The sequence below is a fragment of the Pseudomonas sp. RIT-PI-r genome (assembly GCF_001297015.1).
Taxonomy (GTDB): domain Bacteria; phylum Pseudomonadota; class Gammaproteobacteria; order Pseudomonadales; family Pseudomonadaceae; genus Aquipseudomonas.
The window spans coordinates 1-16,948 of the sequence record NZ_LIGE01000037.1; the positions used below are offsets into that span (position 1 = coordinate 1).

Sequence of the window (16,948 nt, forward strand, 5' to 3'; positions counted from 1 at the left end):
CTTCGGCAGCTCCTACACCGATCCCCGTAGGAGCTGCCGAAGGCTGCGATCTTTTAGCGCAAGCGGCTATAACCGAGTTCTTCAGCCTCGCGCTGATAATCGAGCAGGATCTGATAATCGCTCTCGCTAGCCGCAAGCACCTCAGGCAATCCCAATGTCTGCACGACATCAGGGAGTTCGCGCAAGGCTTCATTCATTACCTGTCGGAGCTGCTCGATCTGCTCATCCGTAGCGCTACCGATCGTAATGAACGGTAAGGTCGGGCTCAACGCACTGCGCGCGATCACTCGCAAGGCGTTGACCTCTTCCGGCGCATATTGCGCGAGATAGGCATAGGTTACGCTGTCGATAGCCGCCAGATCGGCGCGGTATTCCCGCAGCAAGCGCAGACTTTCCCGATGACCGCCGCTGACCTCGACTGTGGCGAAGAACCGGCCACTTTGCTGCAACGGCGCCAGACGCTGACGCAGCAGGTTCATGCCACTGTTGGAGTCCTCACTGTTGATTACCCCGCGACTGTCGCGCAACTCCGCCAGGGTTTTGCGTGGGTCGTCAGCGCGACCGAGGATCAGGCTGCAATGATTGCCGGCGCTGGCGTCGGGGAGTTCGTAGCGTGGGCGGCCGACGATGCGCACTTGTCCGCGCAATGCAGTCATCAGCGGATAGCCGCAGGTTTGTGTGAGCAGTAGATCGGGGGATAACCAGAGTTCTGGCAGTGACAGGCCCTCAGCGCTCAGACGAGTGTGGCCAAGTTGCTTGAGAATGCGCGCAATCCAGCGTTCATTGGCCGCGCGGATGGGCTCGGGGGCGATGTACATCAGGAGTTCGGTGTGGTGTTGGGTCATACATTTTTTCCCGGTAAACACAAATCCAATGTAGGAGTGAGCCTGCTCGCGATAGCGGTGCATCAGTGACATCTTCAGTGCCTGAGACACCGCTATCGCGAGCAGGCTCACTCGTACAGGGGGTTGTGGTGTTCTTGGGTCAGTGGAAGGGATGTTGCGGACTGTCGATCGGCTTGAAGCCATTGCGTCGCCAGAGCTCGCCATGCCCTTGCGCCAGAACCCCGCCACTGCGCGCGATCCACTGCTCGCGATGCGTCCGGTAGACCTTGGGCAAGTCGTACCACGCAAGCTTGGGCAAATCGTGATGCACCAGGTGAAAATTCAGATTCAGAAACAACCAGCGCCACGGCCAAGCCGCTTCGTTCAACACCGTGCGCTGTTCCGGTTGCGCATGCGGGCGATGTTCATGATAGGAACGGATCATCGCAATCGACAGCGCCGGCACGCTGATCAGCAGCAGGTAATACCAGACCGGCAGCACACTGAAACGGGCAATGAACCACAGCATCAATAATGTGAACGCAGCATGCGTCAGCCACATCAACCAAGCCTGGCGCTCGCCATTCTTCAGTCGCATCAATTCTTCTTTGACCAGCGCCATCAATGCCAACGGCGCTCCGATCACGAAGCGGCCAAGGACGGTTTTGTTCAGCCAATGCAAACTGCGTTCGAACAGCGAACTGCCCTGCCAGCCTGCTGCCGTCAGGTAACGGCTTTCCGGATCGACGCCGGGCACGGTCAGATCCTCATCGCGGTGATGCAGCAAATGACTGTCGCGATACAACGTGTACGGATACCAGACCGCGAACGGCGCATAGCCAAGGATTTTGTTGAACAAGGTCCAGCGCGTCGGATGTCCGTGAAGCAGTTCGTGCTGTACCGACAACCACAGCACCAGCAGCGGGATCAGCAGCAATGTGCTCAAGCCACGACCGAGCCACTGACTATTGAGAACAATGGCGAACCAGCCGCCATAGACGCCGATCAGCAACAGCCAGGTTGGCCATTCAGTGCGGGCGGTAAAGCGTTGGCGCAGGGTCTCGATCTGTTGACGATGGGCGGCGTCGAAGTAATGGGGCATGGCGTTGCTCGGAACGGGGATCGTCCCCTTCTGTGCAACGACGCTATGCAATCTTGCAGATTATTTTCGGGTGCAGGCAGGAGCCCGAGAGCCGGGCTCCGGAAAGGCGTGATCAATGGCCGAAGATGTCGACTTTCTTGGCTTTCTTCTCCGCGCGCTTTTCAATCGCGGTCTTGGCCGGTTTCTTCTTCGCGGCTTTCTTTGAATCCATACCTTTGGACATGATGCGTACTCCACTCACAGGGGATGTGAGGTCAGGTATACACCTATCCAGAGCCGTGCGTTCTTTTATAATCGGCGCTTTGCCCACCGACAGTCCGATCCCATGCCCGACACCCAATACAGCCTGCTCGACGAGTCGCTTTGGCCGTTGATGAACAAGTTTTACCGCAGCCATCAATCGTCGATGAAAGCTGTTCGCGAGGCACAATTGTGGGTCGCTCGGCGGGGAGAGATTGTCGCCGCGCTGTGCTTGCGGCCGGTTGCGGGCGGGCATTGGTTGACCGGGTTATTCGTTGATCCGGGGTGCCGGGATCAGGGGATTGCGGCGCATTTGATGTCGGCTGCGGTGAAGGGTGTCAGCGAGCCGGTGTGGCTGTTCTGTCATCCGGATCTGCGGGAGTTTTATGAACGATGCGGGTTCACGTTCGACCCGGCGCTGCCCCAGGCGATGGCGGAGCGCTTGAGCCGGTATGCGCGGAGCAAGCCGATGATTGCGATGGAACGCAAGCCTTCAATCTGACGCGAATCCTTGTAGGAGTGAGCCTGCTCACGATAGCGGTGTGTCAGTCACCGAAAATGTCACTGACAGACCGCTATCGCGAGCAGGCTCACTCCTACAGGGGGGGGGGTGGTGTTCTCGGGGATCAATCGTCAGCGGTGGGATCGAGATCCGGGAACATCACTTCGGTAAAACCGAACTTGCTGAAATCGGTGATGCGCGACGGATACAACCGGCCGATCAAGTGATCGCATTCATGCTGCACCACCCGCGCGTGAAAACCCGAAGCCACACGCACAATCGGCTCGCCCTTCGGATCAAATCCTTCATAGCGAATCTGCTGATAACGATCCACCGCGCCACGCAAACCCGGCACCGACAAACAGCCCTCAAAGCCTTCTTCCGTCAACGGACTCAACGGCGTGATCAGCGGATTGATCAGGATTGTCTGCGGCACCGCTTCAGCGTCCGGGTAACGTTCGCTGTGTTCGAAACCAAAGATCACCAGTTGCAGATCGACACCGATCTGCGGCGCAGCCAGGCCAACGCCACCGACGCTTTCCATGGTCTGGAACATATCGTCGATCAATTGCCACAGCTCGGGGCTGTCGAACATCTCGGCCGGCACCGGCGGCGCTATGCGCAGCAGGCGCTCGTCGCCCATTTTCAGAATTTCACGGATCATGATCAGACTTCGTCAGTGTCCGGCTTGAGCGAGTGATCGCGACCCAGGCCAGAGACGTGTTGTTTGGGATGCTCATCGAGTTCGCCGGGGACTTTTTCACCCGCGTCCTTGCCCTCGCTGGACATGTGCTCGATCACCGCATTCATCTCCGCGCCGAGCAGCAACACCGCAGCGGAAATGTAGAAATACAGCAACAGCACGATGATGGCGCCGATGCTGCCATACATCGCGTTGTAGTTGGCGAAGGTTTTCACATAAAACGCGAAACCCAACGAAGCGATGATCCACACCACCACGGCCAGTACCGAGCCCGGGGTGATGAAGCGGAACTCCTGTTTGACGTCGGGCATGACGTAGTAGATCAATGCCACCGCAACCATCATCAGAATCACGATTACTGGCCAGCGCGCGATGGTCCACACGGTGACGATGAAGTCTTCCAGCCCAACCTGCGCGGCGATCCAGCCCATCACCTGCGGCCCGAGCACCATCAGTGCGGCAGCCACCAGCAGCATGCCGGCGATGCCAACGGTGTAGAAAATCGACAGCGGGAAACGTTTCCAGATCGGCCGCCCTTCGACCACATCGTACGCGGCGTTCATCGCGCTCATCATCAACCGCACACCCGCGGACGCGGTATAGAGGGCAATCACGATACCGACCGAGAGCAGGCCGCCCTTGGACTGCTGCAACTGGTCGATTACCGGGTTGACCTGCTCCAGCGCCTGCGGCGGCAAGACCAGTTCCGACTGCAGGCGCAGCCAGGAGAAGAAGTCCGGCAGGTGCAGAAAACCGATCAGCGCGATCAGGAACAGAATGAACGGGAACAGCGAGAACAGCATCTGGTAGGCCAGTGCCGAGGCGTAGGTCGACATCTCGTCGTCGACGAACTCAGTGACCGTACGCACCATCACCCGGTGCAGGGGCAGACCTTTCATGTCTGGAAATATCATTCGCGTCTCCTTTCGCCGCAGAACAGGTTGAAGTCGTGGCGACTCAGGGGCCGTTTTTTACATCACGGTAGCTTGTTTGGCGAACCTTGATGGGTGTCAGCAGGATTTCGACACAAAAACGGCCATCCTTGGATGGCCGCTCATGTATTTCGTTCAAGGCTGAATTACGCCTTGTCGACGCCTTTTTTGACAGCGTCTTTGGCTTTGCCTACAGCCTGCTGGGCTTCACCTTTTTTCTCTTGAATCTTGCCCTCGGCTTGCAGCTTGCTGTTGTCGGTAGCTTTACCGACGCCTTGCTTGACGTTGCCGACGGCTTCGTTGGCCATGCCTTTTACTTTATCGCCTGTGCTACTCATGGTATTTCTCCGCGATGCATGAAGGGGGAAAAGTCAGTACGTAATGATTGACTGGCCGGGTTTGCGCCAAGTTTCATTTATTTTCAGCGGCTCATTTCGTCGCGGCGAGCAGGTTGGGCTTTATGTTTGCAGACAATGCCCCGAGAATGCGCAGCATAGGGGCGCCATGCGCCTGAGACCGATCCCGCAGGAATGTTATGAAACTCGATAAAAAGCAGGCCATCGCCCGTCGCAACCAGGAACTGGGCGGCGCTGTGCTCGGCACCAACAACTGCCACTTCGCCGAACTGAACCGTAACCGCAACATCTGGTGGTTCGATCTGCCGGTATCGCGCCTGGCGGTCGGCCAGTACGAGTGGATTCACCTGCTGATGCACACGCCGGCGACCGACGAACTGCTGCACCTGAAAGTGCCGACGGTGTTTTTGCGTGAAAAGCTCGAAGGGCTGGTGATTCGCAACGAGGGCAAGCGCAAGGCGGCATTGAGCCTGGAATTGAGTGCGGACAAGGATTCGTATCTGCAGGACATGCGTCCGTCGGGGACCAATGTGAATTTCGCGCCGTTCCGTCAATAGCCCTTCTACGCTGATCGTTCCCACGCTCCGCGTGGGAATGCATCTCGGGACGCTCTGCGTCCCTGCAATGCTGGACGCGGAGCGTCCGGGGCGGCATTCCCACGCGGAGCGTGGGAACGATCACCTGAAACCCTGCCTCGCACCAACAAAAAGCCCCGCTGATGCGGGGCTTTTTGGTTCAGGCGGCGGACTTGGCCTTGATCTTCTTCAGCTCTTCATCCCGCAACTCGCGGCGCAGGATCTTGCCGACGTTGGTGGTCGGCAGCGCATCACGGAACTCCACCGAGCGCGGCACCTTGTAACCAGTGACGTTGGCACGCATGTGATCCATTACCTGCTCTTTGGTCAGGGTCACGCCTGGTTTGGCAACGATGAAAATCTTGATCGCCTCGCCCGACTTCTCGTCCGGCACGCCAATGGCCGCGCACTGCAACACGCCTGGCAGGGTTGCCAGCACGTCTTCCAGTTCGTTCGGATAGACGTTGAAACCGGAGACCAGAATCATGTCTTTCTTGCGATCGACAATGCGCATGTAGCCGTCCGGCTGGATCAACGCGATGTCGCCGGTCTTCAGCCAGCCATCGCTGTCGAGCATTTCATCGGTGGCTTCCTGACGCTGCCAGTAACCCTTCATTACTTGCGGGCCCTTGACGCACAGTTCGCCGATTTCGCCCAGCGGCTGCTCGACACCGGCATCGTCGATGACTTTGCACAGGGTCGACGGCACTGGAATGCCGATGGTGCCGATCTGGATATGCTGGATCGGGTTGACCGTGGCCACCGGACTGGTTTCGGTCATGCCGTAACCTTCGCAGATTGCACAACCGGTCACGGCTTTCCAGCGCTCGGCAGCGGCCAGTTGCAGGGCCATGCCGCCGGACAAGGTGACTTTCAGTGCGGAGAAATCCAGCTTGCGGAAAGCTTCGTTGTTGCACAGCGCCACGAACAGCGTGTTCAGCCCTACGAAACCGCTGAACTTCCACTTCGACAGTTCCTTGACCATCGCCGGCAGGTCACGCGGGTTGCTGATCAGGATGTTGTGGTTGCCGATCAGCATCATCGCCATGCAATGAAAAGTGAACGCATAGATGTGGTACAGCGGCAGCGGCGTGATCAGGATCTCGCAGCCTTCGTTGAGGTTGGAGCCCATCAGCGCCTTGCATTGCAGCATGTTGGCGACGAGGTTGCGGTGGGTCAGCATCGCGCCCTTGGCCACGCCAGTGGTGCCGCCGGTGTATTGCAGCACCGCGACATCGCCGCTGTCCGGGTTGGCTTCAGCTACAGGCTGGCCCTGGCCTTTGCTCAATACGTCGTTGAACTTGATGGCGTTCGGCAGGTGATAGGCCGGGACCATTTTCTTCACGTATTTGATGACGCTGTTGATCAGCAGGCGCTTGATCGGCGGCAGCAGGTCGGCGACTTCGGTGACGATGACGTGTTTGACGCCGGTTTTCGGCACCACGGCCTCAGCCAGATGCGCCATGTTTGCCAGGCAAACCAGGGCCTTGGCACCGGAATCGTTGAATTGGTGCTCCATTTCCCGCGCGGTATAGAGCGGGTTGGTATTGACCACGATCAGCCCCGCGCGGATCGCGCCGAAGACGGCCACCGGGTACTGCAGAACGTTGGGCAATTGCACGGCGATTCGATCACCGGGCTGCAAGTCGGTATGCTGTTGCAGATACGCGGCAAACGCACCGGACAATTCGTACAGCTCACCGTAGGTGATTGTCTTGCCCAGGTTGCTGAAAGCCGGTTTGTTGGCGAAGCGTTGGCAGGATTGCTTCAACACTGCCTGAATGTTCGGATACTCGTCTGGATTGATGTCGGCAGCAATTCCAGCCGGGTATTTATCCTTCCAAAAGTCTTCGATCATGGAAGCCCACTCCTCAGCAACGCGAATTCTTCACCGCATTTGATGCGATTATTATTGGTGTGTGTTTTGTATTGGTGAATCTGGCTTTCAGATAGGCCGAGAAGTCACAAAGCGCGCCGAGAGTAGCAGCTTTGCCGAGGGTCGACCAGAGCCAAAAGCGGCCCATACAGTCATATTTATGACTCAAGACTTGCCAGCAGTCATTTTAGAGCAAAAATCCTATATCACCTTGAAAGCCCCGGTTTTCGTGGACTTAAAGCAAAAGATCGCAGCCTTCGGCAGCGCCTACAGGAAATGCATTCCAAGGTAGGAGCTGCCGCAGGCTGCGATCTTTTCGCTGCTGTCGGTTAAGCGATATCGCGTAACTCCCTCCGCAGAATCTTGCCGACCGGCGTCATCGGCAACGACTCACGCAACACAATGTGTTTCGGCACTTTGTACGCGGTGAAATTTTCTTTGCAGTAGGCCTTGAGCTCTTCAAGGCTGACACCGGTTTCCCGCGCTACCACAAACAGCTTCACTGCCTCGCCGGAGCGCTCGTCCGGCACGCCGATCACCGCGCAGTTGGCGACCTTCGGGTGAGCCATGACCACGTCTTCAATTTCGTTCGGGTACACATTGAAACCGGAGACGATGATCATATCCTTCTTGCGATCGACGATGCGTACAAACCCGTCCGGATCGATCACCGCGATGTCGCCCGATTTGAACCAGCCTTCGCCATCCAGCACTTCAGCGGTGGCTTCAGGTTTGTTCCAGTAGCCCTTCATGATCTGCGGGCCTTTGATGCACAACTCGCCCCGCTCGCCCATCGGCTGCTCGACGCCGTCATCGTTGATGACTTTGAGCAACGTGCCCGGCACTGGCAGGCCGACGGTACCGAGGCGCGATTGATCGCCATACGGGTTGGTGCAGGCCACTGGCGAGGTTTCGGTCAGACCGTAACCTTCGGTAATGCGGCAACCGGTCATCTGCTCCCAACGCTCGGCGGTGGCTTTGACCAGCGCGGTGCCGCCGGAGTTGGTGAGTTTCAGGCTGGAGAAATCCAGGGTCTTGAAATCCGGGTGTTCCATCAATGCGACGAACAAGGTGTTCAAACCCAACAGAGCCGAGAAGCGCCAGTTCTTCAGTTCCTTGATGAAACCGGCAATGTCGCGCGGGTTGGTGATCAGCACGTTGTGGTTGCCGGAGACCATCATGCACATGCAATTCGCGGTGAAGGCATAGATGTGGTACAGCGGCAGCGGCGCGACCATCACTTCCTGACCTTCGCGCAACAAAGGCTGACCGTCCGGGCCGAGCTGTGCCAGACAGGCACGCACTTGCTGCATGTTCGCTACCAGATTGCCGTGGGTCAGCATCGCGCCCTTGGCCAGGCCGGTAGTGCCGCCGGTGTATTGCAGCACGGCGATGTCGTCGAGGCTGACCTTCAACGGCTTGATGCCCAGACCCCGCCCCATGCGCAGCGCACTCTTGAAGGAGATGGCGTGCGGCAGCGAATAGTCCGGGACCATTTTCTTCACTTTGCTGACCACGGTGTTGACCAGCCAGCCCTTGGCGGTGGGCATCAGGTCGCCCATCTTCGCTTCGATCAGGTACTGGATGTCGGTGTCGGCCAGCACTTCCTGGACTTTCTGGCCAAACATGTTCAGGTACACCAACGCCCGTGCGCCGGAATCCTTGAACTGATGGCGCATCTCCCGCGCGGTATACAGCGGGTTGGTGTTGACCACGATCAGCCCGGCACGCAACGCGCCGAACACGGCGATCGGGTAATGCAGGACGTTGGGCATCTGCACGGCGATGCGATCGCCCGGCACCAGATCGGTATGCGCTTGCAGGTAACCGGCAAAGGCTGCGCTCTGGCGCTCAAGTTCAGCGTAGGTCAGGGTCACGCCCATGTTGCTGAACGCCGGGCGATCCGCGAACTTCTTGCAGGAACGCTCGAACACCTCGATCACCGACTTGAACTCACCCATGTCGATGTCCAGCGGCACGCCGGCCGGGCGCTTGTCGTTCCAGAAATCAGGTTGCATTGTTCTTGTCCTCTTTACCTGAGCCGATCCGGGGCCGCTTTCTGTCATTTCTGAAAAAGCGGAGCTTCACGGACACTAGCAGTTATGGCCATTCAGGCAAATATGAGCAAAGCCGTCATTGATCGTGTGAATCTTCCTGCCGTGGCGTGGGCTGATCAGACGCGCTATACAATGATCCGACTCTTGAGCAAAGGAATCGCCATGACCCACGACACCCTGTGGCTGGACGCGAGTGACCGCAGCCGCCTGTTCGTCAACCAATGGCTGCCCGCCGCGCCGTTGAAAGCGGTGATCCTGCTGGCCCATGGCATGGCCGAACACAGCGGTCGTTATGCCCGTCTGGCCGACACGTTTTGCGACAAAGGATATGGCGTATATGCCCCGGATCTGCGGGGACATGGCAGAACTGCCGATCAGGGCACCGTCGGCCATTTCGCCGATGATGACGGTTGGTGCAAAGTCCTTGGCGATCTGGCCAGCCTCAATCAATACATTGGCCAGCAACACCCCGGCGTGCCGATCATCCTGCTCGGCCACAGCATGGGCAGCTATCTTGCCCAAGGCTATTTACTGCACCACAGCGCCAGCCTGACCGGGGCGATTCTCAGTGGCTCGAATTTCCAGCCGGTGGCCTTGTATGGTGCCGCGCGGCAGATCGCCCGCCTGGAAAAACTGCGTCAAGGCGGCAAGGGCCGCAGTGCACTGATCGAGTGGCTGTCGTTCGGCTCGTTCAACAAACAATTCAAACCGGTGCGCACGCCGTTCGACTGGCTGAGCCGCGATCCGACCGAAGTCGACAAATACGCCGCTGACCCGCTCTGCGGCTTTCGCTGTACCAATCAGCTATGGATCGACCTGCTCGGTGGCTTGCAGCAAATCAGCAAAGCGTCCAATCTCGCGCAGATCGACCCGGGCCTGCCATTGCTGGTGATCGGCGGTGAATGTGATCCGGTGAGTGACGGCAAGCGTCTGACAGATCTGGCCAATGCCTTACGCACAGCCGGCAGCCAGAACCTGCAATTGAAAATCTACCCGCAGGCCCGGCACGAATTGTTCAACGAAACCAATCGCGATGAAGTGATCGCCGATGTGCTGGCCTGGATCGCCCAAGCGCTGAGCCATCCGCGACCTCAGCGCAGTGAATGATTTTTTGTGGATTTATTTAATCCGTCACAGGAACCGAAATCGATGACCCAGGTTACCAACATCCCTTACGAAGCCCTCGAAGTCGGCCAGACTGCGAGCTACAGCAAGACTGTCGAAGAGCGCGACATTCAGCTGTTCGCCGCGATGTCCGGCGACCACAACCCGGTGCACCTGGACGCAGAGTTCGCGGCAGCCAGCATGTTCAAGGAGCGTATCGCTCACGGCATGTTCAGTGGCGCCTTGATCAGCGCCGCGGTGGCCTGTGAACTGCCTGGGCCGGGCACAATTTACATCGGCCAGCAGATGAGCTTTCAGAAACCGGTGAAGATCGGTGACACGCTGACAGTGCGCCTGGAAATTCTCGAGAAACTGCCGAAGTTTCGCGTGCGCATTGCAACTCGCGTGTTCAACCAGCGTGATGAGTTGGTGGTGGACGGTGAGGCGGAGATTCTGGCGCCGCGTAAGCAGCAGACTGTGACGTTGCCGACGTTGCCGGCCATCAGCATTGGCTGATTGAAAAGATCGCAGCCTTCGGCAGCTCCTACAGGGGAATGCCTTCACTGTAGGAGCTGCCGCAGGCTGCGATCTTTTGCTTTCAAAACACTCATAAAAAAACGCCAGACTAGCTGGCGTTTTTTGTAACCGGCGTACGCTTACGAGCGTGCGCGAGCCTGGTTACGCAGGGCTTTCACTTGGTCATGGTTGCGTTGCACGCCATGGTATTGGCGCTCAACCAGGTCACGAATGCCCACCAGGTTGTGCTTGTTGATTTTTTCGATGGCTTCACGATAAGCCTTCAGCGCATGGTCTTCACCGCGCTCGGCTTCGTTCAGCACAGCCTCCTCATCCTTGCCAGTGAACATGGCTTTGACGTCGACCCAACGACGGTGCAGATCACCGCTGACGCTGGTAGAGGTTTCCGGATCGCCGCCCAGTTTGCGAACTTCGGCTTGCAGCTCAGCTGCAGCAGTGGCGCAGTCGGCAGAGCGAGTGACAAACAGGGTTTTCAGTTCTGGGTGCTTGATGTCTTCGGCGCAAGTCTTGAACCCTTCCTGACCGTCCTTGCAGGTTTCAATCAGGTCATTGAGTACAGAGATGGCTTCTTTATTCATGTCGGTCATTTTTCAATTCCTTGCGATCGGTGGAAGATGCAAGAGATATTGCAGTGTGCGTGCCAGTTTTTTTGTAAGATAAATATCGTTATAAATCAACAAGTTAAATATAAATGAACTATCTGTATCGCGGTTATTTGCATGATCTGTCATTTGGCCTGCATGCAGAATGCCTGTATTTTCCAGTTTGATTTGAAGCCAGACGAAAACCGCAATGAATCCCGAAAAACTCGAACTGCTGATCACCCGCGAAATGCCCTTCGGCAAATACAAGGGCCGGATCATTGCCGACCTGCCGGGGCCTTACCTCAACTGGTTTGCCCGCGAAGGTTTTCCCCATGGCGAACTCGGCGGCCTGCTGGCGCTGATGCAGGAGATCGACCACAACGGCTTGTCTGACTTGCTCGAACCGCTACGCGCCAAACATGGCAAACCTGCCCCGCGCCACTGAAGCGCCCTCCTCTATAGAGCCAGCCGCCATGCCCGATAACACCCGCCGCGCCCGTGACGAAGCCTTCTGGCAGACGTTCGCCGACCGTTACGATGTTCAACCCGGACCTGTGAATCTGGAAAACGGTTACTTCGGGCGTATGTCGCGTACGGTGATCGAGGAGTATCAGCGCAATATCGAGCTGATCAATACCAGCAACTCGGTGTACGTGCGCCAGCGCTTTGAGCAGCACGACAATCTAGACATCCGCGCGCAGTTGGCAGAGCAGATGGGCGTACGCGCACAGAGCGTGGCCTTCCCCCGCAATGCCACCGAAGGCCTGCAATCGCTGACCCGCAATTACAACCGCCTGCAACCGGGCGACCAGTTGCTGATCTGCGACCTTGAGTACGACACGGTCAAGGGCGCCATGCGCTGGCTGGCCAGACATCGCGGCGTCGAGATCATCGAGATTTCGCATGCACACCCGGCGAGCTTCGACAGCCTGTTGGAAACTTACCGCGAAACCTTTATTCGCCATCCGAAACTGAAACTGATGGCCCTGACACACGTCACCCATCGCACCGGCCTGGTGATGCCGGTACAAGCCATTGCCGCGCTGGCCAGGGAGCATGGGGTCGACATCATTCTTGATGGTGCCCACGCCCTCGGTCAGATCGAGTTCGACTTCGATGCCCTCGGTATCGCCTTCGCCGGTTACAACCTGCACAAATGGATCGGTGCGCCGCTGACGCTTGGCTTCATCTATATTGCCCCACAGCGTCTGGCTGACATCGATCCGGACATGGGCGAGATGCACTATCCGGTCAATGACATCCGAGCGCGCACGTCCTACAGCACTCCCAACATTCCGGCATTGATGACACTGCCGCTGGTATTCGAGGAGCATCGTTCACTCGGCGGCGCAGCGGCAAAAGGTGCCCGCCTGAACTACCTGCGCAACCTGTGGGTCAGCGCCGTGCGGCATTTACCGGGCATTGAAGTGATGACGCCCGACGATCCGCGATTGTATTGCGGGATCACGGCGTTGCGCTTCACTCGTCACGACGACCAACAGGCCATGGCGGAGCATTTGCTCAATGACTTCAATCTGTTCACGGTGGTTCGCAATGGCGCGGCGTGCGGGCCTTGCATCCGCATTACACCGGGGCTGACCACCACCGCTGGCGACATGCAACTGCTGACCCGCGCGCTGAACGAGTTACGTTGATGGCTTAAACGGTGAATTTGTCGAAGTCCTCGGGTTTGATCTGCGACGACACAGCGAAGGTATCGATACCGATCGTCAGTTGGCCGAAAAAACCATCCTCATGAGTATCGCGACCGATCGGCCACACTGTCAGCGTCGAGGCTTCGCCCTGCATGTCGGCGTAATAGCTGTCCTCGGCATTGTTCAGTACCTTCGCCGAGCGTCCGCGATAGGCTTTGGCATTGAGTACCGAGCGCGAAACGACCTCGGGGAAATACAACTGGCCAACCCAGGCCACATTGCGTGCTTCGAGAAATTCGCTGCCGGCAACGATGCGCACCGCCATATGAATATGCAGTGCGCGACCGGCGTAAAACCCCGGATAAATCGTCGTGAAGCGCACGCGGCCCTTGGGATCACAAAACTGGCTGCCGCGCAGGTAGGTGTCATCATCGGTACGCGGGATTGAACCGATGGCCTCGGCATCGACTTCAAGATCCGGATTGATCCGGCTCCAGCCCGAATACGCGCCGCGCGCATTGCAATGCCAGATATCCACCAGCGCGCCACTGACCGGCTCACCGGTCATTGCATCAACGATGGTCAGGCGCAGCAGCAGCGGCAAGCCTTCTGCACCCTCGCTGATGTTGCGGCGCAGCAATTTCGGGTTGCGAAAGTACGGTCCGGCGATTTGCTCGGGGGCCAGTTGATACACTTGGTTCGTTGAGGATGCTGCAGAGTCTTGGGCCATGACGCGTTCTCTCTTCCATAAGATGAACGCAGATTAGCGCCGGGCAGAAGCCTGTGTGCGGTAACTATGTATCGCGTCGTAACTTTTGCAGGAGTTGCCGAAGGCAGCGATCTTTTGCCGTTGGCTTTTGCGCGGGCAAAAAAAAACGGTGCACCGACCAAGCGCACCGTAAAGCCGTAGAACACACAACGAAGTGTCTGGTGACAATCAGTCCAGCAGCGCCAGTGCCTCGGCGGTGCATTCCTGAATACGGGCCCAGTCGCCGTTCTTGATCCACTCTGGATCAAGCATCCAGCTACCGCCCACGCACATGACGTTTTTCAGCGCCATGTAGCTCTTGATATTGGCCGGGCCGACGCCGCCAGTCGGGCAGAATTTCACTTCACCGAAAGGGCCGCCGAGGGCTTTGATTGCCGCCACGCCACCGCTGACTTCCGCCGGGAACAACTTGAAGCGGCGATAACCCAGGCCATAGCCTTCCATGATGCCGGAGGCGTTGCTGATGCCCGGCAACAGCGGAATCGGGCTGTCGACACTGGCTTCGAGCAAATCACGGGTGATGCCCGGGGTGACGATGAATTGCGAGCCGGCAGCTTCGGCAGCCGCGAGCATGTTGCGATCGAGCACGGTGCCGGCACCGGTCATCAGTTCCGGACGCTGGTCGCGCAGGATCTGAATGGCCTTGAGGCCGAACTGCGAACGCAGGGTCACTTCCAGCGCGGTCAGACCACCGGCAGCCAGGGCGTCGGCCAATGGCAGCACGTCCTGTTCGCGAGCGATGGTGATCACCGGCAGGATCCGCGCCTTGGCGCAGAGGCTGTCGATCAGGGCAACTTTGTCCGCCATGGAAACGGTCGGGGATGGGGTTGTCATAGCGGCTGTTCCTTGGCTCATGGGCACCAGTAAATCTCTAACGTAGGTTGCAGAAACGCGCGCACCGGCATGGCGGCGACGTCATCGGATGCCAGCGCGGCATTCAGGGTGGTCAGTTTCGACTGACCGGAAATCGACAGAATCTTGTGCTTGGCCGAGGCCAGCAGCGCACGGCTCATGGTCAGGCGCTGACGCGGCACGCTCGGCGCCAGCATCGGCCAGCAACGGCGTGCGCCATCGACTTGCAAGGCTTCGGCGAGGTTCGGGCTGTCGGGGAACAGCGACGCGGTGTGGCCGTCATCGCCCATGCCCAGCACCAGCACGTCAATCGGCGGCAGTTCGGCGAGCAAGCGGTCAGCCTGTTCGGCGGCCTGCTCGACGCTGGCCGCAGCGCTGTAAAGGCTGAGGAATTGCGCTTTCGCAGCCGGGCCTTTGAGCAGGTATTGCTTGAGCAGGCCGGCATTGCTGTCGGCGTGTTCAACCGGTACCCAGCGCTCATCGGCAAGGGTCACGACGACCTTCGACCAGTCCAGGTCCTGCTTGGCCAAATGCTGGAAAAACGCCACCGGGCTACGACCGCCCGACACCACCAGCACCGCGTTGCCGCGTGCAGCAATGGCCTCGCTCAATTGCTTGGCAACGTTCAGCGCCAGACCTTCGGCCAACAGCACCGGACTCTTGAATTCGTGAGCGTTCACGCCCGCAGGCAGTTGCACATCAGATATCGCCATACCACGACCTCCCGTCCCGCGTGATCAATGCAATGGAGCTCATCGGCCCCCACGACCCGGCCGCATACGGCTTGGGCGCGTCACCGGATTTTTTCCATCCGGCGATCAGCTGGTCACACCATTTCCACGCGGCTTCGATTTCATCTTTACGGACAAACAGGTTCTGATTGCCGTTCATCACTTCCAGCAACAACCGCTCGTAGGCATCGGGGATCCGCGCGCTACGCCAGGTGTCGGAGAAATTCAGTTGCAGCGGCCCGCTGCGCAGTTGCATGCCTTTGTCCAGGCCCTGCTCTTTGGTCATCACGCGCAAGGAAATGCCTTCGTCCGGCTGCAGGCGGATGATCAGTTTGTTGCTGATCTGCAAGCGCTGCTCAGGGGCGAAGATGTAGTGCGACGGTTCCTTGAAGTGGATAACAATCTGCGAAAGCTTTTGCGGCATGCGCTTGCCGGTGCGCAGGTAGAACGGCACGCCGGCCCAGCGCCAGTTGCGGATGTCGGCACGCAGGGCGACGAAGGTTTCGGTGTCGCTCTGGGTGTTGGAATTCGGTTCTTCGAGGTAACCCGGTACCGATTTGCCTTCGCTGTGGCCGGCGATGTACTGGCCGCGCACGACCTGAGTGGTCAGGCCTTCGGGACTGATCGGCGCCAGCGCCTTGAGCACTTTTACTTTCTCGTCACGGATGCTGTCGGCGGACAGGTCGGCCGGCGGATCCATGGCAATCAGGCAGAGCAGCTGCAGCAGGTGATTCTGGATCATGTCGCGCAGTTGGCCGGCCTTGTCGAAGTAGCCCCAACGGCCTTCGATGCCGACCTTCTCGGCGACGGTGATTTCCACGTGGGAGATGTAATTCTGGTTCCACTGGGTTTCGAACAGGCTGTTGGCGAAACGCAGGGCGATCAGGTTCTGAACGGTTTCTTTGCCCAGGTAATGGTCGATGCGGTAGGTGCGGTTCTCCGGGAAGAACTGCGCCACGGCGTCGTTCACTTTGCGCGACGATTCGAGGTCGGAACCAATCGGTTTTTCCAGCACCACGCGAGTGTTTTCAGCCAGACCGACTTTCGCCAGGTTCTCGCAGATCGCCCCGTACACCGCCGCCGGAGTGGCGAAGTAGGCAATCATGCGTTGCGTGCTGCCGGCCAGTTCGGCCAGCGCCACATAATCTTCAGATCTGAGGAAGTCGACGTGCAGGTAGGTCAGCCGTGCGAGAAAGCGCTCGGCGACGGCCTCGTCCAGCTCTTTGCCTACATAACGGCGCAGTTCGGCGGCGATGAATGCCAGGTGCTGCTGCTCGGAACCTTCTTCACGGGCCAGCGCGATGATGCGCGTGTCCTCGTGCAACAAGTCGGCGCCATCGAGGTGATAAAGGGCAGGAAACAGCTTGCGCAGGGCCAGATCGCCAAGCGCGCCGAACAAGGCGAAGGTGCACGGTTCAACCGTAATCGAAGGCATGATGTTTGTTCTTTTATCAAGTTAAGCTACAAATACCTTTTTTCAAGGCATCACTCAAGGGAAAATGTAGTAATAACCACAACATTTTCGCAAAATACAGATTCCGAGTGGTGG

General features: G+C 58.3%; 18 protein-coding genes. 6 read left to right on the top strand and 12 right to left on the bottom strand.

The window, feature by feature from the left end:
- Nucleotides 1-53: 53 nt before the first annotated feature.
- Nucleotides 54-845 (bottom strand): phosphate/phosphite/phosphonate ABC transporter substrate-binding protein, encoded by a 792-nt coding sequence (locus AK821_RS22190; RefSeq protein ID WP_064391693.1) that lies wholly within the window; start codon nucleotides 843-845, stop codon nucleotides 54-56.
- A 139-nt stretch (nucleotides 846-984) separates the two neighbouring features.
- A complete protein-coding gene (locus AK821_RS22195) occupies nucleotides 985-1,926 on the bottom strand; it encodes a fatty acid desaturase (protein WP_064391694.1) in 942 nt (313 codons plus the stop codon).
- A 325-nt stretch (nucleotides 1,927-2,251) separates the two neighbouring features.
- Between AK821_RS22195 and AK821_RS22200 the strand changes: the two genes are divergently transcribed.
- Nucleotides 2,252-2,668, top strand: a complete 417-nt coding sequence (locus AK821_RS22200) for a GNAT family N-acetyltransferase (protein ID WP_064391697.1) — start codon at nucleotides 2,252-2,254, stop codon at nucleotides 2,666-2,668.
- A 124-nt stretch (nucleotides 2,669-2,792) separates the two neighbouring features.
- On the opposite strand, the gene def is transcribed toward AK821_RS22200, so the two are convergent.
- The 3 genes from def to AK821_RS22215 form a co-directional block, all read right to left on the bottom strand.
- Nucleotides 2,793-3,332, bottom strand: coding sequence for a peptide deformylase (gene def, locus AK821_RS22205; protein ID WP_016983685.1), 540 nt, complete (start codon nucleotides 3,330-3,332; stop codon nucleotides 2,793-2,795).
- Nucleotides 3,333-3,334: 2 nt separating this feature from the next.
- Complete coding sequence (locus AK821_RS22210; protein WP_064391698.1) at nucleotides 3,335-4,285, bottom strand: YihY/virulence factor BrkB family protein; 951 nt, start codon at nucleotides 4,283-4,285, stop codon at nucleotides 3,335-3,337.
- Between the two features lie 164 nt (nucleotides 4,286-4,449).
- Nucleotides 4,450-4,641 (bottom strand): CsbD family protein, encoded by a 192-nt coding sequence (locus AK821_RS22215; RefSeq protein ID WP_007917841.1) that lies wholly within the window; start codon nucleotides 4,639-4,641, stop codon nucleotides 4,450-4,452.
- Nucleotides 4,642-4,838: 197 nt separating this feature from the next.
- Here AK821_RS22215 and AK821_RS22220 point away from each other — a divergent pair, with 197 nt between their 5' ends.
- On the top strand, nucleotides 4,839-5,216 hold the full coding sequence (locus AK821_RS22220) for a hypothetical protein (RefSeq protein ID WP_064391701.1): 378 nt from the start codon (nucleotides 4,839-4,841) through the stop codon (nucleotides 5,214-5,216).
- Between the two features lie 178 nt (nucleotides 5,217-5,394).
- Here AK821_RS22220 and fadD1 read toward each other — a convergent pair whose 3' ends face one another.
- Together fadD1 and fadD2 are read right to left on the bottom strand one after the other, a co-directional pair.
- Nucleotides 5,395-7,092, bottom strand: a complete 1,698-nt coding sequence (gene fadD1 / locus AK821_RS22225; RefSeq protein ID WP_064391702.1) for a long-chain-fatty-acid--CoA ligase FadD1 — start codon at nucleotides 7,090-7,092, stop codon at nucleotides 5,395-5,397.
- Nucleotides 7,093-7,439: 347 nt separating this feature from the next.
- The gene (gene fadD2 / locus AK821_RS22230; RefSeq protein ID WP_064391704.1) at nucleotides 7,440-9,128 is read right to left on the bottom strand and encodes a long-chain-fatty-acid--CoA ligase FadD2; all 1,689 of its coding nucleotides are present in this window, start codon (nucleotides 9,126-9,128) and stop codon (nucleotides 7,440-7,442) included.
- Nucleotides 9,129-9,329: 201 nt separating this feature from the next.
- On the opposite strand from fadD2, the gene AK821_RS22235 reads away from it, so the two are divergent.
- Both AK821_RS22235 and AK821_RS22240 read left to right on the top strand, forming a co-directional pair.
- Nucleotides 9,330-10,274 carry an alpha/beta hydrolase gene (locus AK821_RS22235; protein ID WP_064392138.1) on the top strand — a complete coding sequence of 315 codons (945 nt, stop codon included), beginning with the start codon at nucleotides 9,330-9,332 and terminating at the stop codon, nucleotides 10,272-10,274.
- 42 nt (nucleotides 10,275-10,316) lie between these two features.
- The gene (locus AK821_RS22240) at nucleotides 10,317-10,787 is read left to right on the top strand and encodes a MaoC family dehydratase (protein WP_003227420.1); all 471 of its coding nucleotides are present in this window, start codon (nucleotides 10,317-10,319) and stop codon (nucleotides 10,785-10,787) included.
- 140 nt (nucleotides 10,788-10,927) lie between these two features.
- Here AK821_RS22240 and AK821_RS22245 read toward each other — a convergent pair whose 3' ends face one another.
- Nucleotides 10,928-11,395 carry a ferritin-like domain-containing protein gene (locus tag AK821_RS22245; protein ID WP_064391705.1) on the bottom strand — a complete coding sequence of 156 codons (468 nt, stop codon included), beginning with the start codon at nucleotides 11,393-11,395 and terminating at the stop codon, nucleotides 10,928-10,930.
- A gap of 205 nt (nucleotides 11,396-11,600) precedes the next feature.
- On the opposite strand from AK821_RS22245, the gene AK821_RS22250 reads away from it, so the two are divergent.
- Both AK821_RS22250 and AK821_RS22255 read left to right on the top strand, forming a co-directional pair.
- Entirely contained in the window at nucleotides 11,601-11,837 is a 237-nt protein-coding gene (locus AK821_RS22250; protein WP_003227425.1) for a DUF3820 family protein, read from the top strand.
- Between the two features lie 28 nt (nucleotides 11,838-11,865).
- Nucleotides 11,866-13,047: an aminotransferase class V-fold PLP-dependent enzyme gene (locus tag AK821_RS22255; protein WP_064391708.1), complete on the top strand. Its 1,182-nt coding sequence runs from the start codon at nucleotides 11,866-11,868 to the stop codon at nucleotides 13,045-13,047.
- 4 nt (nucleotides 13,048-13,051) lie between these two features.
- On the opposite strand, the gene AK821_RS22260 is transcribed toward AK821_RS22255, so the two are convergent.
- From AK821_RS22260 to zwf, 4 genes are all read right to left on the bottom strand, one after another.
- The gene (locus AK821_RS22260; protein ID WP_064391709.1) at nucleotides 13,052-13,777 is read right to left on the bottom strand and encodes an intradiol ring-cleavage dioxygenase; all 726 of its coding nucleotides are present in this window, start codon (nucleotides 13,775-13,777) and stop codon (nucleotides 13,052-13,054) included.
- A 207-nt stretch (nucleotides 13,778-13,984) separates the two neighbouring features.
- A complete protein-coding gene (locus AK821_RS22265) occupies nucleotides 13,985-14,650 on the bottom strand; it encodes a bifunctional 4-hydroxy-2-oxoglutarate aldolase/2-dehydro-3-deoxy-phosphogluconate aldolase (protein ID WP_008082815.1) in 666 nt (221 codons plus the stop codon).
- 17 nt (nucleotides 14,651-14,667) lie between these two features.
- A complete protein-coding gene (pgl, locus tag AK821_RS22270; RefSeq protein WP_064391711.1) occupies nucleotides 14,668-15,381 on the bottom strand; it encodes a 6-phosphogluconolactonase in 714 nt (237 codons plus the stop codon).
- Complete coding sequence (gene zwf / locus AK821_RS22275) at nucleotides 15,368-16,834, bottom strand: glucose-6-phosphate dehydrogenase (RefSeq protein ID WP_064391713.1); 1,467 nt, start codon at nucleotides 16,832-16,834, stop codon at nucleotides 15,368-15,370. Before zwf ends, pgl begins: the two co-directional genes overlap by 14 nt.
- Nucleotides 16,835-16,948: the final 114 nt, after the last annotated feature.

Coding starts and splice junctions, on each gene's coding strand:
- AK821_RS22250 (WP_003227425.1), top strand. CDS start 11,601: ATGAATCCCGAAAAACTCGAACTGCTGATCACCCGCGAAATGCCCTTC.
- AK821_RS22220 (WP_064391701.1), top strand. CDS start 4,839: ATGAAACTCGATAAAAAGCAGGCCATCGCCCGTCGCAACCAGGAACTG.
- AK821_RS22215 (WP_007917841.1), bottom strand. CDS start 4,641: ATGAGTAGCACAGGCGATAAAGTAAAAGGCATGGCCAACGAAGCCGTC.
- def (WP_016983685.1), bottom strand. CDS start 3,332: ATGATCCGTGAAATTCTGAAAATGGGCGACGAGCGCCTGCTGCGCATA.
- AK821_RS22240 (WP_003227420.1), top strand. CDS start 10,317: ATGACCCAGGTTACCAACATCCCTTACGAAGCCCTCGAAGTCGGCCAG.
- fadD1 (WP_064391702.1), bottom strand. CDS start 7,092: ATGATCGAAGACTTTTGGAAGGATAAATACCCGGCTGGAATTGCTGCC.
- pgl (WP_064391711.1), bottom strand. CDS start 15,381: ATGGCGATATCTGATGTGCAACTGCCTGCGGGCGTGAACGCTCACGAA.
- AK821_RS22265 (WP_008082815.1), bottom strand. CDS start 14,650: ATGACAACCCCATCCCCGACCGTTTCCATGGCGGACAAAGTTGCCCTG.
- AK821_RS22245 (WP_064391705.1), bottom strand. CDS start 11,395: ATGACCGACATGAATAAAGAAGCCATCTCTGTACTCAATGACCTGATT.
- zwf (WP_064391713.1), bottom strand. CDS start 16,834: ATGCCTTCGATTACGGTTGAACCGTGCACCTTCGCCTTGTTCGGCGCG.
- AK821_RS22235 (WP_064392138.1), top strand. CDS start 9,330: ATGACCCACGACACCCTGTGGCTGGACGCGAGTGACCGCAGCCGCCTG.
- AK821_RS22255 (WP_064391708.1), top strand. CDS start 11,866: ATGCCCGATAACACCCGCCGCGCCCGTGACGAAGCCTTCTGGCAGACG.
- AK821_RS22190 (WP_064391693.1), bottom strand. CDS start 845: ATGACCCAACACCACACCGAACTCCTGATGTACATCGCCCCCGAGCCC.
- AK821_RS22260 (WP_064391709.1), bottom strand. CDS start 13,777: ATGGCCCAAGACTCTGCAGCATCCTCAACGAACCAAGTGTATCAACTG.
- AK821_RS22210 (WP_064391698.1), bottom strand. CDS start 4,285: ATGATATTTCCAGACATGAAAGGTCTGCCCCTGCACCGGGTGATGGTG.
- AK821_RS22195 (WP_064391694.1), bottom strand. CDS start 1,926: ATGCCCCATTACTTCGACGCCGCCCATCGTCAACAGATCGAGACCCTG.
- fadD2 (WP_064391704.1), bottom strand. CDS start 9,128: ATGCAACCTGATTTCTGGAACGACAAGCGCCCGGCCGGCGTGCCGCTG.
- AK821_RS22200 (WP_064391697.1), top strand. CDS start 2,252: ATGCCCGACACCCAATACAGCCTGCTCGACGAGTCGCTTTGGCCGTTG.